Source organism: uncultured Christiangramia sp., from assembly GCF_913046405.1.
Taxonomy (GTDB): Bacteria; Bacteroidota; Bacteroidia; order Flavobacteriales; family Flavobacteriaceae; genus Christiangramia; species Christiangramia marina.
This window is the reverse complement of sequence record NZ_CAJWRQ010000022.1, coordinates 1-15,587: the sequence shown is the minus strand read 5'-3', so window position 1 is coordinate 15,587 and position 15,587 is coordinate 1. Positions and strand designations below refer to the sequence as shown.

11 protein-coding genes are annotated in these 15,587 nt (G+C 39.4%); 5 read left to right on the top strand and 6 right to left on the bottom strand.

From position 1 onward, the window contains the following. Positions 1-71 precede the first annotated feature (71 nt). The 6 genes from QZ620_RS04680 to QZ620_RS04655 form a co-directional block, all read right to left on the bottom strand. Positions 72-1,283: a bifunctional alpha/beta hydrolase/OsmC family protein gene (locus QZ620_RS04680; protein ID WP_295179553.1), complete on the bottom strand. Its 1,212-nt coding sequence runs from the start codon at positions 1,281-1,283 to the stop codon at positions 72-74. Between the two features lie 95 nt (positions 1,284-1,378). After that, positions 1,379-2,128 carry a DUF1080 domain-containing protein gene (locus QZ620_RS04675; RefSeq protein WP_295179551.1) on the bottom strand — a complete coding sequence of 250 codons (750 nt, stop codon included), beginning with the start codon at positions 2,126-2,128 and terminating at the stop codon, positions 1,379-1,381. 10 nt (positions 2,129-2,138) lie between these two features. Then, on the bottom strand, positions 2,139-3,191 hold the full coding sequence (locus tag QZ620_RS04670; protein WP_295179586.1) for a sugar phosphate isomerase/epimerase: 1,053 nt from the start codon (positions 3,189-3,191) through the stop codon (positions 2,139-2,141). Positions 3,192-3,195: 4 nt separating this feature from the next. Continuing rightward, positions 3,196-4,338 carry a Gfo/Idh/MocA family oxidoreductase gene (locus QZ620_RS04665; RefSeq protein ID WP_295179585.1) on the bottom strand — a complete coding sequence of 381 codons (1,143 nt, stop codon included), beginning with the start codon at positions 4,336-4,338 and terminating at the stop codon, positions 3,196-3,198. A 7-nt stretch (positions 4,339-4,345) separates the two neighbouring features. Then, positions 4,346-5,584, bottom strand: coding sequence for a nucleoside permease (locus QZ620_RS04660; RefSeq protein ID WP_295179549.1), 1,239 nt, complete (start codon positions 5,582-5,584; stop codon positions 4,346-4,348). A 23-nt stretch (positions 5,585-5,607) separates the two neighbouring features. Further along, positions 5,608-6,606, bottom strand: coding sequence for a sugar phosphate isomerase/epimerase (locus QZ620_RS04655; protein ID WP_295179547.1), 999 nt, complete (start codon positions 6,604-6,606; stop codon positions 5,608-5,610). Positions 6,607-6,755: 149 nt separating this feature from the next. On the opposite strand from QZ620_RS04655, the gene QZ620_RS04650 reads away from it, so the two are divergent. From QZ620_RS04650 to QZ620_RS04630, 5 genes are all read left to right on the top strand, one after another. Further along, positions 6,756-8,456 carry a GMC family oxidoreductase gene (locus tag QZ620_RS04650; protein ID WP_295179545.1) on the top strand — a complete coding sequence of 567 codons (1,701 nt, stop codon included), beginning with the start codon at positions 6,756-6,758 and terminating at the stop codon, positions 8,454-8,456. 11 nt (positions 8,457-8,467) lie between these two features. Further along, complete coding sequence (locus QZ620_RS04645; RefSeq protein ID WP_295179544.1) at positions 8,468-9,112, top strand: gluconate 2-dehydrogenase subunit 3 family protein; 645 nt, start codon at positions 8,468-8,470, stop codon at positions 9,110-9,112. 284 nt (positions 9,113-9,396) lie between these two features. Beyond that, positions 9,397-12,495 carry a SusC/RagA family TonB-linked outer membrane protein gene (locus tag QZ620_RS04640; RefSeq protein ID WP_295179543.1) on the top strand — a complete coding sequence of 1,033 codons (3,099 nt, stop codon included), beginning with the start codon at positions 9,397-9,399 and terminating at the stop codon, positions 12,493-12,495. 8 nt (positions 12,496-12,503) lie between these two features. Beyond that, positions 12,504-14,108, top strand: coding sequence for a RagB/SusD family nutrient uptake outer membrane protein (locus QZ620_RS04635; protein ID WP_366935438.1), 1,605 nt, complete (start codon positions 12,504-12,506; stop codon positions 14,106-14,108). A gap of 104 nt (positions 14,109-14,212) precedes the next feature. After that, positions 14,213-15,587, top strand: a 1,375-nt coding sequence (locus tag QZ620_RS04630; RefSeq protein WP_295179542.1) for a VCBS repeat-containing protein, incomplete at its 3' end; no start/stop codon positions are given.

Genomic DNA, 15,587 nt, shown 5'->3' with positions numbered 1-15,587 from the left:
GGTCTAAATTAGTCCTAATGTAATGTGCTGCCAAAAGTTTAAGGAGAGCTTAACAATAGAACCATAACCGCTTAATCACGTAATTTTGAATTTATTTTCCCGGTAGAGGATAAGGTTTTATGGACCGGGCATTTATCCGCAATCTGCATGACACGTTCCAGTTGCTTTTCATCAAGATCACCTTTGATCGAGATCTCTCTTTCGAAAGTATCAATTTTAGCACCGGCATCTTCGCAATTTTCGCAGTCATCAGCATGCTTTTTCGAATAACTTACATGTGTTTCTACATTCTGAATGCTCCAGTTCTTCCGGCGGGCATACATTTGAATGGTCATGGAAGTACAGGCGGCAAGTCCCGCCGAAACCAACTCGTAAGGAGTAGGACCAAGATCTGCACCACCAACTTTAGCAGGTTCATCTGCTATAAAACTATGATTTCCCGTTCTAATCTGGGTAGTGTAGCCATGTTCACCAAGGTTAGCGACCACCTCATGATCTGTACTTAGTTCTTCCTTTTCTTCGGAATCTATATAACGTGCAGCCCAGGTAGCAATGAGATTTCCTGTATATAAGGAGTCACTCCTATCACTCAGCATATGGTCTGCTCCGTCAAGGCTCACAAAGCTTTTTGGATGCCACGCAGATCTATACAGATCTTCAGCATGATCTATGGAAACAATATTATCTTGGGGTGAATGTAGTATCAATAGAGCTTTTCTAATTTCCTGAAGCGCTGTAGCATTCTCATTGTCATCCAGGTCTTTTACAAATTGTTGTTTGATCCTGAATTCTCTACCGCCAATATTCACTTCGGCATAGCCCTGTTTTTCGATCTCTTTCATATTGGATTTGAAATGGGATTTTACGTGGGTAAGATTGGAAGGTGCATTTATAGTGACCATACAACGAATACTTTCAAGTTGTTTTGAGGCAAATAAGGCTGCTGCTCCTCCCAGGGAATGTCCAATCATGATGCTGGGAGCATGGAAATTTTCCTCCAGGTACTTAGCTGCAGAAATAAGATCTTCTACATTTCCTGAAAAGTTGGTGTCTTCAAAGTCTCCTTCACTATCTCCCAGGCCCGTAAAATCGAATCTAAGAACTCCGTAACCATGTGATGCCAGCGTCCGGCTAATGTTCGTAGGAGCGTGAAAATTTTTGTTACAGGTAAAACAGTGGGCAAAGATCGCGAAATTTGTAGGGGTTTCATTAAGTGGTAATTCCAGAACGCCCTTCAGTTCTTTACCGTCTGCATTTTTAAAGCTTATATCTTTCTTGTTCATGTATCAATTTTATTTTTTTAAGATACTTTATTTTACAGAGTATGGGGTATAAAAAAAGCTGCATCACGCAGCTTTAATTATTATTTAGCAGAATTTTATAATTCCTTAATCTTTATGTTACGATACCAAACTTTATCATCATGGTCCTGTAAAGCAATATGGCCGCTACGATTAGCTCCGAAACCTTCCCATTCACCAAACTTTGAGTTCTTCACCATTTCTTCCCATTCTTCTCCATGTACAGGAAATTCAGTAACACGAGTTCCATTTAGTTCTACCCATCCTTTATTCTCCTCGTGGTTAATATAAATGGTTTCTTTATTCCATTCTCCGGCTGGATTGGTCGCATCCTCGCTTGGAGGAACCATATCGTAAAGGGCTCCTGCAGTTCGGTTTGGACCATTTTTAGCGTCTGGGTGTTTTTGATTGTCAAGTACCTGTATTTCTGGTCCGGTTAAATAAGGCTCAGCATATTTTTCATCTTCCTGAACTGCCCACATCACACCGCTATTTCCACCTTCGGAAATTTTCCATTCAAAACTCATTTCAAAGTTTTCGAATTCCTCTTCAGTAATAAGATTTTCAGAAGATTCTCTTTCTTCAGCTGAAGGTGCAAAAGCGATCACACCATCTTCAACTTTCCATTGGGAAGAGATGCTGTCCTTATTATACGCTTTCCAACCCTGAAGATCTTCACCGTTAAATAATTTCTGCCATTCATGCTCTTCTTCCTGCATGGCAACTGACTCCTGAGTGTCCATGTTCTCAGCTTCGGTTTCTTTATTTTCGTTCTTACACGCAGTAAGCGCTAATATTGAACAACCAATAATTGCTAATCTTTTCATTTTAATATGTTTAAATTCCTAAAATATTCCTCAGTTTATTTTCATCGATTTCTGAACCTGCAAAATCATCGAAACGCTTTTGAGTTGCTTCAATAATGTGCTTCTGAATGAATGGAGCACCTTCTCTGGCACCCTGTTCAGGGCTTTTGATACAGCATTCCCATTCCAGCACTGCCCATACGTCACAACCGTATTCGGTTAGTTTAGAAAAAGCATTTTTAAAATCTACCTGACCATCACCTGGATGTCTGTATCTACCAGCCCTATCTTTCCAGTCCCCATAGCCACCAAACATTCCTTTTTTACCTGTAGGTTTGAATTCAGCATCTTTAACATGGAACATTTTTATAAACTCATGATAGTGATCAATGTACTCCAAGTAATCGAGTTGCTGTAATACAAAGTGGCTTGGGTCATATAGAATATTTACTCGCTTGTGATTATTGGTAGCCTCCAGAAAACGTTCAAAGGTTACCCCATCATGCAGGTCCTCTCCAGGATGTATTTCATAGCAAACGTCAACTCCCTGTTCATCAAAAGTATTCAGGATTGGCATCCATCTGTCTGCAAGTTCTTTAAAACCCATTTCCACAAGTCCTTCAGGTCGCTGAGGCCATGGGTGAAAGGTGTGCCATAACAAAGTACCACTAAAGGTTCCATGAACATCAATTCCTAAATTTCTGCTAGCCTTAGCCGCATACTTTAGCTGATTTACCGCCCATTCGGTTCTTGCTTTAGGATTATTCTTATAATCATCTGGAGCAAAGTTATCGAACATTAGGTCATAAGCTGGATGTACAGCTACCAGCTGTCCCTGCAGGTGTGTGCTTAGTTCTGTGATCTCAAGTCCGTAAGACCCTACAGTTCCTGCCAGCTCTTCGCAATACGTTTTACTTTCAGCAGCCTTTTTAAGATCAATGAGCCTGGTTTCCCAGGTTGGGATCTGAATTCCTTTATAGCCTAAGTCTGAAGCCCATTTACATAATCCTTCCAGGGAATTGAAAGGCGCATGATCATCCATAAACTGAGCCAGAAAAACTGCCGGTCCTTTTATTGTCTTCATCATATTATTCTTCTTCCATGCTTACCCAAACGTTGCCCTGTTTGTGGGAAGCTACTGTTTGTTCTATAAAATGCATTCCTCTATAGCCATCATGCAATTTTGGATATGCACCTTGAAATTTGCTCTTATCTTTTATTGCCTGCGCAACTCCATAATAGATATTCCCCATAGAATCAAAAATCCCTTCAGGATGTCCTGCAGGAAGTTTAGTTCCCTCAAGAGAGAAGTCACTATTGTAAGCATGACCTGGTTTAAGGACTTGAAGTGGTTGATCCTCCTTCAGCAAATAGAGATAATTTGGATTTTCCTGTTCCCATTTTAAACCGCCTTTATCTCCATATATCTTGACTGAAAAATTATTTTCTTCACCTGTCGCGATCTGGCTCGCCCGCAGAACCCCTTTGATCTTTTCAGAAAAGCGTAAAAGAACGGTTCCATCAATATCCATAGGATTATCTTCATACAGATAATTAAGGTCTGATAGGATATTTTTCACCTGCATTCCGGTAACGTACTCTGCCATATTGAATGCATGCGTTCCAATATCACCAACGCAACAGCTAATTCCAGACTTTTCAGGATCGAGTCTCCATGTGGACGCACGTTTCTCCTTATCATGAATTAACGGATTGATCCATCCCTGGTAGTATTGTACATCTACTTTCTGAATTTCACCTATTTCACCATTTGCGATCATGGTCTTCATTTGCCTGATCATAGGATATCCAGTGTAGGTGTAAGTTACCGCGAAAATCTTGTTATTTTTCTTCTGAAGTTCATTCAGGATCTTCGCTTCTTCGAAAGTAGTGGTCAATGGTTTTTCACAAATTACATTATATCCATTTTCGAGCAATTGTTTTGCCATTGGAAAATGCAGAAAATTTGGAGTGAGTACTGAAACTACCTGCATTCTATCTTCTTCTGAAAGCTTTGCTTCTTCATCTACAAGGTGATCTAGATCACGATAGACTCTTGATGGATCAAGCTGAAGTTTTTCGCCAAAATCAAGACTTTTTTGATGATTAGTATCAAATACACCACCTACAATTTCAAACTGGTCGAACATATTTGCCGCAACTCTGTGCAGAATTCCTATCAAAGAATCTTCACCGCCGCCTAATATTCCGAGTTTGATCTTACTCATAATTCAATGTTTAAATTTCAATATCTTTTTTGTCGATCTTTTCGTTCCTGAAAAATAAGGCAAAAAGAAGCAGGACTCCAAATGCAAATGCCGCAGGATATACCCAAATAGTTTCCCATTCATGCATTTTATCTCCGGTAACGTACGCATTTGTGATCAAACCAGCCACATAAAAACCTATCAACATTCCCACGCCATAAGTGGCGAGAGTGATTAATCCCTGGGCTGAACTTTTATATTTTGAGCCGGCTTTGAAATCTGTATAGATCTGTCCAGAAACGAAGAAGAAATCATAACAGATCCCGTGTAAGGCGATCCCAGTGATAAGCATAAATATTAGCTCTCCGGAATTTCCATAGGCGAAAAGCAGGTAACGTAAGGTCCAGGCCAGCATTCCTGCAATGATGGTTAATTTAAAACCAAATCTTTTAAAGAAGAAGGGTAGAAGCAGCAGGAATAATACTTCAGAAGCCTGGCCAATGGTCATCAAACCGGTTGGGTTTTCTACTCCAACTTCAGAAAGGAATGGATTTGTATTTTGATAATAAAAAGCCAGCGGAATGCAAATAAGTACAGATGCCATGAAGAACATTAAAAAGTTTCTGTCTTTAAGTAATCCTAATGCATCCAATCCTAGTGTTTCTACTACACTCACTTTTTTTGATTTATCTGCAGATGGTGGAGTTTTTGGAAGTGTAAAGCTGAAAATCCCTAAAAATGCTGAAGCAATACTTACCATCAAAAAGGTGTTTTTCAGCATTCCTTCCTGTCTTGATTCTGGAGAATCCCAGAAGAAAATATAACTGATCACCAGTCCTGCTATGATCCAGCCAATAGTTCCAAAAACGCGTATAAATGAAAATTCCTTTGCAGGATCTTTCATCTGGTTAAAGCTTACCGAATTTACCAGTGCCAGAGTAGGCATATAGGCGATCATGTAAGCAAGTACCAATGGATAGAATTCAGCAAAATCTGTACTCTGATACATAAAGTACATCAAAATTGCACCTGTAAGATGTAAAATTCCGAGGATCTTTTCCGCATTAAAAAATCTGTCGGCAATCATCCCTACAATAAATGGTGCGATAATAGCTCCCCAGGATTGTGTAGAAAAAGCAGTTGAGATCTGAACATCTGTTGCATCTAAATTGTAACCGAGATAGGTTCCCAGTGTAACGAACCATCCACCCCAAATGAAAAATTCTAAGAACATCATCAAGGATAATTGGAAGCGGACTAATTTGCTCATAAAAAGGAATTGTTGGAATTGATTTAAATTTGCTTTCCTGCTTTGATAAGTAGATCTCTGGTGGCGTTAATTCCTTTTTCAGGATCGATGTCTGTACCTTCATATTCGATACCGATAAATCCTGTATAGCCACCATCTTTGACTATCTGTAGCATTTTCTTATAATCGATGACTTCTTCGTTGCCTTCCATGTCAAAAGTATATGACTTTGCACTTACAGCTTTTGCATGTTTCATCAATTTCTCCACGCCTTCATACTTTGGAAATTCCTCGATACATTCTGCCTGCCATCTGGCACCGCCTTCACGTTTCAAACAGAAATTCCCAAAATCTGGCAGGGTTCCGCAGTTTTCCATATTAACGGCATCCATTACGCTAACCAGAAGATCTGCATCTGAAGATAAATATCCGTGATTTTCTACTAATACGTTGATGTCCTTGGTTGCGGCATATTCAGATAGCTTTTTAAGGGCATCTATAGAATTGTTTTTCCAGTTCTCTCTTTTCTCGTCACCAAACAGATTTACTCTTATGGAATGACAACCCAGAAATTGAGCGGCGTCCACCCATTTTTTATGATTTTCTACGGCCTGGTTTCTTGCTACGGAGTCGTTGGTTGCTAGATCTCCTTCACCATCGATCATAAGGAGTAAGTTTTGAACACCAAATTCTTCACTTCTGTTTTTAAGTGTGTCCAGTACTTTTTGTAGATCCTCTTCAGGAGTTTTGGAATTTTTTACTTTTTCAGCATAAAAACTTGTAACATATTCTACTCCTTCAAAACCCATTTCACTGGATTTTTCAGCAAAATCCATCGGGTCCAGGCTGCCATCAAAAATTGGGCGGTGAAGGGACCATTGTGCTAGCGAAATTTTGAAGAATAGGGAATCATTTGTTTTTTCTGCAACTTCCTGTGATTCATTCTCTTTACTGGCTTCAGCTTGATCTTTACAAGAGGTTAAAGACAATGAAAGGCTAATCGCAAGAAAGAGACTGCAGGCTCTAAGTGATCTGAAATTCATTTTTTTGGTTTGCTTAGGTTGTATGGCTTAAAGCCATTAAAAAATTGAAAATTAAATGTAGTCTTTTTTTTAAAGAAGTAAAATTATAGCCATAAATTTATATATTTGGTAGACTTCGAACTATTTTTTCAACGATAAATCAATGTATTGTGAATAACTATTATGAAAATGACAGCTATGATGCCATAGTTGTTGGAACAGGTATTAGTGGTGGATGGGCAGCTAAGGAGCTTACCGAAAAAGGTTTTAAAACGCTTGTTTTGGAACGTGGTCGTATGGTAAAGCATGTCAAGGACTATCCAACGATGAATGATGACCCATGGGATTATAAATTCAAAGGGCAGGTTCCACTAGAAGAGAAAAAACGACAGCTTAAGCAGGCTAGAACCGGCTATACTGTTGCTGAACCTAGCAAGCACTGGTTTGTAGATGATATTAAGCATCCCTATAATGAAACAAAAAGATTTGACTGGATGCGTGGATACCACGTTGGAGGTAGATCAATCATGTGGGGAAGACATAGTTACAGATTAAGTGATCTTGATTTTGAAGCAAATAAAAAAGATGGCGTAGGAGTGGACTGGCCTATTCGATATAAGGATATTTCTCCCTGGTATGATTATGTAGAATCCTACATAGGAGTTTGCGGTGAGAAGTTAGGTTTGAGTCAATTGCCAGATGGTCAATTCTTACCACCAATGGAATTAAATTGTGTGGAAGATCATCTTAGGCAAAGTATTTCTGAAAATTTCGACGGTCGGGTAATGACTTCTGGTCGTGTTGCTCATATTACCGGTGATAAAAAGTTCGAGGGCCGTTCTAAATGTCAGTTTAGAAATAGATGTATTCGTGGTTGTCCTTATGGAGGATATTTCAGTAGTAACTCTTCTACTTTACCTGCTGCGGAAAAAACCGGAAACATGACCTTGAGACCAAACTCTATTGTGAGTGAAGTGCTGTATGATCCAGAAACTAAGCTTGCTACCGGAGTAAAAGTGGTAGATACTGAAAGTGGAGAGACTATGGAGTTTAAAGCCAATGTCGTTTTTCTATGTGCTTCAGCCGTGGCTTCTGCAAGTATTTTAATGCAATCAAAATCTGATCGTTTCCCTGATGGGATGGGGAATGACTCAGGAGAACTAGGTCATAATGTGATGGATCATCATTTTAAAGCTGGGGCATCTGGTAATTATGATGGTTTTCAGGATATGTATTATAAAGGAAGAAAGCCTAATGGAATATACTTGCCGAGATTCAGAAATCTTAACGGTAATAGTGAAGTTGATTTCTTAAGAGGTTATGGTTACCAGGGTGGCGCCAGCCGTACGAACTGGACAGATAGCGTTGCGGAAGCAGGTTATGGTGAAGATCTTAAGAAAGCGGTGACAGAACCAGGAGGCTGGAATATGGGGTTGATGGGCTTTGGAGAAACACTGCCGTATCACGAAAATAAAATGAGTCTTGATTATAATAAACTGGACGAATGGGGACTACCAACCGTAACTTTTGATGCCGAATTCAAAGAGAACGAGCTGAAGATGCGCAAAGATATGGTAGATCAGGCTGTGCAAATGCTTGAAAAAGCTGGATTTAAAGATGTTAGTGGTTACGATGATATTGGTGCTCCAGGACTTGGAATACACGAAATGGGGATGGCCAGAATGGGTAGAGATCCTAAAACTTCTGTGCTTAACGGAAACAACCAGGTTCACGAAGCTAAAAACGTATATGTAACCGATGGAGCATTTATGACTTCTGCAGGATGCCAGAACCCTTCTTTAACTTATATGGCGATGACCGCAAGAGCGGCAGATCATGCCTCGAAAAACTTTAAAAAGTCTAATGCATAAAAGATTTTATCATGAATAGAAGACAATTAATAAAAAATCTCGGACTGGGTGCAGGAGTTTTTGTAGTAGGGCCTTCGGCATTAAGTCTTTTGCAAAGCTGCAAGAACGAACCTGATTACGACTGGCAACCGGTATACCTAAGTGCTTCAAACGGACTTGCATTAAAACAGGTGCTTGATACTATTTTACCCGCGACAGACACGCCTGGAGCTTCAGATCTTAATATCGCACAGTTTATTGATTCCTACATGGATACAGTAGCTGAACCTGAAAGAGCTAAAGAGTTTAAGCGTTCTGCAGATGCGTTTGCACAAGCCTTTGAAAAAGAATTTGAAAAATCACAGGATGATGGGGCGAAAGAAGATTACGATCAGATACTTAAAAAGTATTTGAAAGCGACTCCAACAGACCAAGAGAAATATATGAAACGTAATACAGAGACTCAGGATGCGCAAAATCAGGAGCCTGATGTTGAAATGGATTCAGATGCCGGAGCTTATGCCTACTTAAATAATGTGAGAGATATGGCAATCTGGGCATGGAAGAACAGCGAAGAAGTGGGTGAGAATGTTATGTGGTATGATCCAATTCCTGGAGAATATATTCCTTGCGGTCCAGTAAGTGAACTTGGCGGCGGAAAAGCAATGTCTTTATAGATTCTTAGTAAAAATCATAAAAATTTTAGATTTATCAACAGTTGTTGGTAAAAAAAAACAAATTGTGAAATTTTTAATAATATGGCGATAATGCTCATTTCTTTGCATTATCGCCATTCTTTTGTGGATTCCTTAAAATTTGCTGCAACAAATTGACGTTTAAAAATTTCAAACGTTTGCGAAATACTTTAAATTCAGAATGTCGATTGTTTTGTTAACAATAAATTATATAAATTTATCCTGCTCAACGTGTATTTGAGCGATTCCAACTAAAACTTTAACTTATGAGAAAATTGATTTTCAGGAGCCTTTTGCTAATCGGAGCACTTATTACCTTCGGTATGGCAAAAGCGCAAACTGTAACCGGAACAGTGACAGATGAGAGTGGTCCGCTGCCCGGTGCAACTGTTTCCATCAAGGGAACATCGACGGGTACCACTACAGATTTTGATGGGAATTACACCATCAACAATGTTCCGGCAGATGCTACGCTTATGTACAGCTTCGTTGGATATGTAACACAGGAGGTGAAAGTTAGCGGTCGTGAGACCATCGATGTAAACCTCGAAACAGATGCTTCTGAACTTGAGGAGGTAGTTTTAATTGGTTATGGAACCACAACTGTAAGGGATGCAACCGGTGCAGTTGCTTCGGTAACTTCCGAAGAATTTAATAAAGGTAACATTTCTTCTCCGGAAGAATTGATCCAGGGTAAAACTGCTGGTGTGCAAATTACACAGGCAAGTGGTGAGCCTGGAGCTGGAATTGCGCTTCGTATTCGAGGAACAACTTCAGTAAGATCTAATAACAATCCATTATTCGTTGTAGATGGTGTGCCTTTAGCTGGTGACGCTACTGCTGCAGGTGGTGGTGACCTTGGAATTGGATCCAGCTCTTCAAGAAACCCTTTAAACTTCTTAAATCCTAGTGATATTGAAAGCATAAGTGTTTTAAAAGATGCTTCTGCAACAGCAATTTATGGTTCCAGAGGAGCAAATGGGGTTGTAATCATCCAGACCAAATCTGGTAGAGGAGTTCAGGGTGGTTCATTTACTTATGATGGTTCGGTAAGTATTGCAAATGCCGCTAATGAATTTGATCTTTTAAACGCTGAACAATTTCTGGATGCTGTAGAACAATACGGTGGAGACAGAGATGCTCAGGATTTTGGTGCAGATACAGACTGGCAGGATCAAATCCTTAGAACTGCGATCTCTCAAAACCATGCATTATCTTATATGAACAGTTATAGTTCTGGTAACCTTCGTGTATCCTTAGGGTACAATGGAATTGAAGGTGTAGTTGAGAATTCCAAAATGGAACGTCTTACAGGTCGTTTGAACGCGAATCAAAGATTTTTTGATGACAAATTAAATCTTGGTTTACAATTGACACTTTCTAATGTACAGGATGAAGCGGCGCCAATTGGTAATAATGGACCTTCTACAGGGGACTTGCTTGGAGCAGCGTACTACGCAAATCCAACATGGCCAGCTGAAGTAGGTTTTGATCCGGTTGGAAACAGTAGAAACCCACTTGAGATTCTTGAGTATGTTAAGAATGAAACAGAAACCGATAGAATTCTTTTAAACCTTTCTGCAGATTATGATATCCTGGAAAACCTTAATGCCAAAATTACCTTAGGTTATGACAGAGCTGAATCTGAGCAGAATGCTTCAGTTTCAGGAAATGTTATCAACTTCGATAATGGTTCACCAGGAAATGGTCGTGCTCAGTTAAACGATCTTGAAGCTACGAATAGATTGATGGAATTTGTAGTAAACTACGATAAGCAGTTTGATAACTCTACTTTTTCAGCTTTAGTTGGTTATTCTTTCCAGGATTTCCAGAGAGAAGGTAGATATGCTAATGGTTTTGGATTTGCATCTACAGATAACGGAGCAATGTCTTCAGAATTAAGAGGTGATATTGATGCTCTATATGGAGCGGTAAATGGAGGCTTCAACCAGTTACGTTACAATGCTGATGGTTTGCTTGTAGACAGGTTATTTACAGATAATGGTCCTGTATTAGGAGAATCTGTAAACGGTCCGGGTGGAATCAATACCAGAGTACTTACAAGTGGTACTTACGATAATACAGATGAAATTCAGTCTTTCTTTACCAGGTTGAATTACTCCTTGATGGACAAATACTTATTTACGTTCACCATGAGAGCAGATGGATCTTCAAGATTTGGTCCTGATAATCAATATGGTTATTTCCCTTCAGGTGCATTTGCCTGGAAGATCGACCAGGAGGATTTTTCTCCAGACGCTTTATCTACTTTAAAACTTAGACTTGGTTATGGTATAACAGGTAACCAGGAAGGTCTTGGATATGGAAACTTTACGATTCGTCGTGTGCTAAATGGCTACGGAATTGATAATGGTGGAAACATAAATGGTGGTGGACTTGGAACTGCAGGTTTTGCTAACCCAGAATTGAAGTGGGAGGAAACTGCTCAGGCTAACGTGGGGATCGATTATGGTTTCATGAACGATAGATTATCTGGTAGTCTTGATTTTTACTATAAGGATACACAGGATCTTCTTCTTGTAGCAGAACAGGCTCAACCTTCACCGGTACCCTTTACTTTCCAGAATCTTGATGCCAGTGTTATTAATAAGGGTGTTGAATTCGCAATTGATTATGATATCATTGATAATGATAATTTCTTCTGGAACTTTGGTTTCAACGTAGCATATAACGATAATGAACTTCAGGATTTTGATGGTTTGATCCAGACGGCTCAAATTTCAGGTCAGGGTCTTACCGGAGCTTTTGCTCAGCTATTGGCTGAAGGACGTCCATTGTTTTCTTACTACTTAAGAGAGTTTGGTGGATTTGACGAAAATGGTCTTTCTATCTATCCTAATGGAGATGCTCAACAATTCGTTGACAAAAGTGCACTGCCAACTACAAACCTTGGTATTAATACCAGAGCAGAATTTGGAAATTTTGATGCTTCTATCTTCTTTGCAGGACAGTTTGGTCACTATATCTATAACAACACTGCTAATGCATTCTTTACTGCAGGTAGTATAAACAGTGGTAGAAATGTAACTACAGATGTACTTACGAACGGAGAACTTCCAGCGAATGCTCCAGATGTATCTACAAGATTCCTTGAAAAGGGTGATTTCTTAAGATTACAGAATGCAAGTCTTGGTTATACTATTCCTCTTGCTGAAGATTCTTTCGTAGAAAATCTAAGAGTTTATGTTAATGGACAAAACCTATTTGTGATCACAGACTATTCAGGTCTTGATCCAGAAGTTAGTGTAGATAAGTCACTAAATGGTTTGCCAACAGCTGGAATCGATTATACAGCATTCCCTAGACCTAGAACGGTAACATTTGGATTAAATGCTAAATTTTAAAAAAAAGAATGATGAAAAATAGAAAGTATTTTACTTTAATTCCAGCCTGTGCACTGCTTGTCTTTAGTGCATGTACAGACCTGGAAATTGAGGAAACAGATTCGATCATCGTAAACCAGACCGGAGAATTTACCGGAGTTGGTGACGTAGACGCGACCTTAAGCGGTATTTATGATGCTGTACGGGGACAATTAGAAACTCAGGAAAACCTTTATGGACTTAATGAAGTAAGTTCAGATGAATTTCTGGTACCTACCAGAGGAACAGACTGGGGTGATAATGGCGTTTGGAGAACATTACATCAGCACAGCTGGTCTCCAATTCACCAATTCGTTAGAAACGTATGGAATGATCAAAACTCCATAATCTTTAGAACAACTGAGGTTATTGATGAAAGAAGCAACGCCACTCCGCAACAGGAAGCAGAGGCAAGATTCCTAAGAGCTTTTGCTACATTCTGGGTCATGGATCTATATGGCCAGGTGCCATTTAGAGGGCCAGATGAAGGAATTGAAGTAGATCCTACAGTAATGTCCAGAGCTGAAGCTTTTGATTTCATAATGGAAGATTTGAATACTGCAGCAGCAAATATTTCAACCGCAGGTCCAGGAACTGAAGCTACAAATCGTGCGACTAAAGCAGCGGTTCACTTCATGCTAGCCAAAATGTATTTAAATAAGCATGTTTACACCGGAACAGGTTCTCCAGATGCTGGTGACATGCAACAGGTAATTAGCAATGTTGATGCGATTAGCGCTATGGGCTTTGGTCTTGAAGAAGGATACTTTGGTATATTCTCTCCAAAACTTGATAACGAAACTATCTGGTATACGAATTCTGGAGTAGGTCCAATGATGTGGCATACGTTACACTACAACCAGAATACCCCTGCCAATGGTGGTGGTGGTTGGAATGGTTTTACCACTTTAGCTGAATTTTATGACCTTTTCGAAGGTGATCCAAATTCAAACTTTTTGGGTGATGGTCAGGAAGAACGTAGAGGATATGTTCCAACTGAAGGAACTGCTGTAGGAGTTGATTTTGATGGTGATGGTGAAGTAGATCAGCTCGATGAAAATGAAGATGGAATGCTTGATGGTTCTCAAATAGGATTTGGGATGTTAATAGGACAGCAATACGGGATCGATGGTTCTAAACTACAGGCTGAAGCTGGTAAAGATCTTAGTTTTACAAAAGAACTTCCAGGACTTTTAGGTAATGGTCAGTCTACCGGGGTTCGTGTGATCAAGTATCACCCAACCAATGGTTCTTTCGCTGGACATAAGATAGTGTTTAGATATGCAGATGCACATCTAATGAAAGCTGAAGCAGCGCTTAATGGTGGAGGCGGAAATGCAACAGAATTAGTAAATGAGCTTAGAACTATTCGTAAAGCAACTCCATTAGGGAGCGTTACAGCACAAGATCTACTGGACGAGCGTGGAAGAGAACTATATACAGAGATGTGGAGAAGAAATGACCTTATTCGCTTTGGTAAATTTACGGAAGCATGGAGTTATAAAGATGCTTCTGAAGATTTCAGAACATTGTTTCCAATCCCGGCATCTGCGATTATTTCTAACCCAAATCTGACTCAGAACGAGGGTTACTAAACTTTTTAAAATTGAATGAAAAGAGGGCTATTTTAGCCCTCTTTTTTTGTTATACATTTGTTAAAATTATTTACCTTTCAACCTGCTCCTCAAAGCGATTTATTATGGAAAAAGCCATTCGGCTTACATATTTCATTTTTATCTTTATCCTGTTCTCAGCCTGTGAGAAAAAGAAAACTCTTTTTATAAAAAAAAGCAGTGAATCAACCGGAATTCATTTTAGCAATGAGCTTGATCCGGACTCTAAGTTGAACATCCTTAATTATTTATATTACTATAATGGCGCTGGAGTCGCTACTGCAGATTATAATAAGGATGGACGTCCCGATCTATATTTCACCTCCAATGAAGCATCAGATAAACTCTATCTCAATCTTGGAAATTTCAAATTTCAGGATATAACAGCTCAAAGTAATATTGATAATTCTGAAGGATGGACCACTGGCGTTTCCAACATCGATATTAATAATGATGGGCTTATGGATCTTTATATTTCTAAAGTCGCAGGAATTGAAGGTCTGGAAGGTCATAACTTATTATACGTAAATGAAGGAGTTAATTCCGAAGGAAATCTAAAATTTAAAGAAAGCTCAAAGGAATACGGTCTGGATTTTATTGGCTTTTCCACTCAATCAGTTTTCCTGGATTATGATCTGGATGGTGACCTGGATCTGTTCTTACTCAATCATTCCATTCATCCCAATAGAAATTATGGTCGCGGTAGTAAACGGAATTCATTCGATGCCCGTGCAGGAGATCGAATCTTTAGAAATGAAGGGACAAAATTTGTAGACGTTTCCGCAGAAACAGGAATATTTCAGGGTCCTACGGGCTATGGTTTGGGTGTCGCGGTTGGTGATCTAAATAATGACAATTATCCAGATATCTACGTTGGAAATGATTTCTTCGAGAACGATTATGTGTATGTCAATCTACAGGACGGTACTTTTCAGGATTTAATAACCAGCAGCCCACAGAGTCTAGGTCATACATCGCATTATTCCATGGGGAATGACATTGCCGACATGAATAACGACGGCCTGGCAGATATTGTATCACTTGATATGCTTCCTGAAGACCTGCATACCTACAAGACTTCCGGATTGGAATTTCCTTTTCAAACATATTCCAATTACTTAAGAAATGGATTTGCACCGCAGTATATGCAAAACACGCTGCACATCAATCGCGGTGATCTGAAGTTTTCTGAAGTAGCTTATCTGAGTGGTGTTGCTGCGACCGAATGGTCCTGGAGTGCCTTGTTTGCAGATTTTGATAACGATTCGCATCAGGATCTATTCATCACCAATGGTATTAAAGGTGCCACCAATAATATGGATTATATAAAATTCATTTCTACGGAAGAAATTCAGCAGCAAATTAGTACTGGTGAAAAAATAGATCTTGAAAATCTTACTAAGCGACTTCCCGAAAAAAAGGTTGCTAATTATATTTTCAAGAATAACGGTGAACAGAAGT

What these genes read in the sequence shown, in the direction of transcription:
- QZ620_RS04680 (WP_295179553.1), bottom strand. Translation starts at nt 1,283, where the DNA reads ATGAACAAGAAAGATATAAGCTTTAAAAATGCAGACGGTAAAGAACTG.
- QZ620_RS04675 (WP_295179551.1), bottom strand. Translation starts at nt 2,128, where the DNA reads ATGAAAAGATTAGCAATTATTGGTTGTTCAATATTAGCGCTTACTGCG.
- QZ620_RS04670 (WP_295179586.1), bottom strand. Translation starts at nt 3,191, where the DNA reads ATGAAGACAATAAAAGGACCGGCAGTTTTTCTGGCTCAGTTTATGGAT.
- QZ620_RS04660 (WP_295179549.1), bottom strand. Translation starts at nt 5,584, where the DNA reads ATGAGCAAATTAGTCCGCTTCCAATTATCCTTGATGATGTTCTTAGAA.
- QZ620_RS04655 (WP_295179547.1), bottom strand. Translation starts at nt 6,606, where the DNA reads ATGAATTTCAGATCACTTAGAGCCTGCAGTCTCTTTCTTGCGATTAGC.
- QZ620_RS04645 (WP_295179544.1), top strand. Translation starts at nt 8,468, where the DNA reads ATGAATAGAAGACAATTAATAAAAAATCTCGGACTGGGTGCAGGAGTT.
- QZ620_RS04640 (WP_295179543.1), top strand. Translation starts at nt 9,397, where the DNA reads ATGAGAAAATTGATTTTCAGGAGCCTTTTGCTAATCGGAGCACTTATT.
- QZ620_RS04635 (WP_366935438.1), top strand. Translation starts at nt 12,504, where the DNA reads ATGATGAAAAATAGAAAGTATTTTACTTTAATTCCAGCCTGTGCACTG.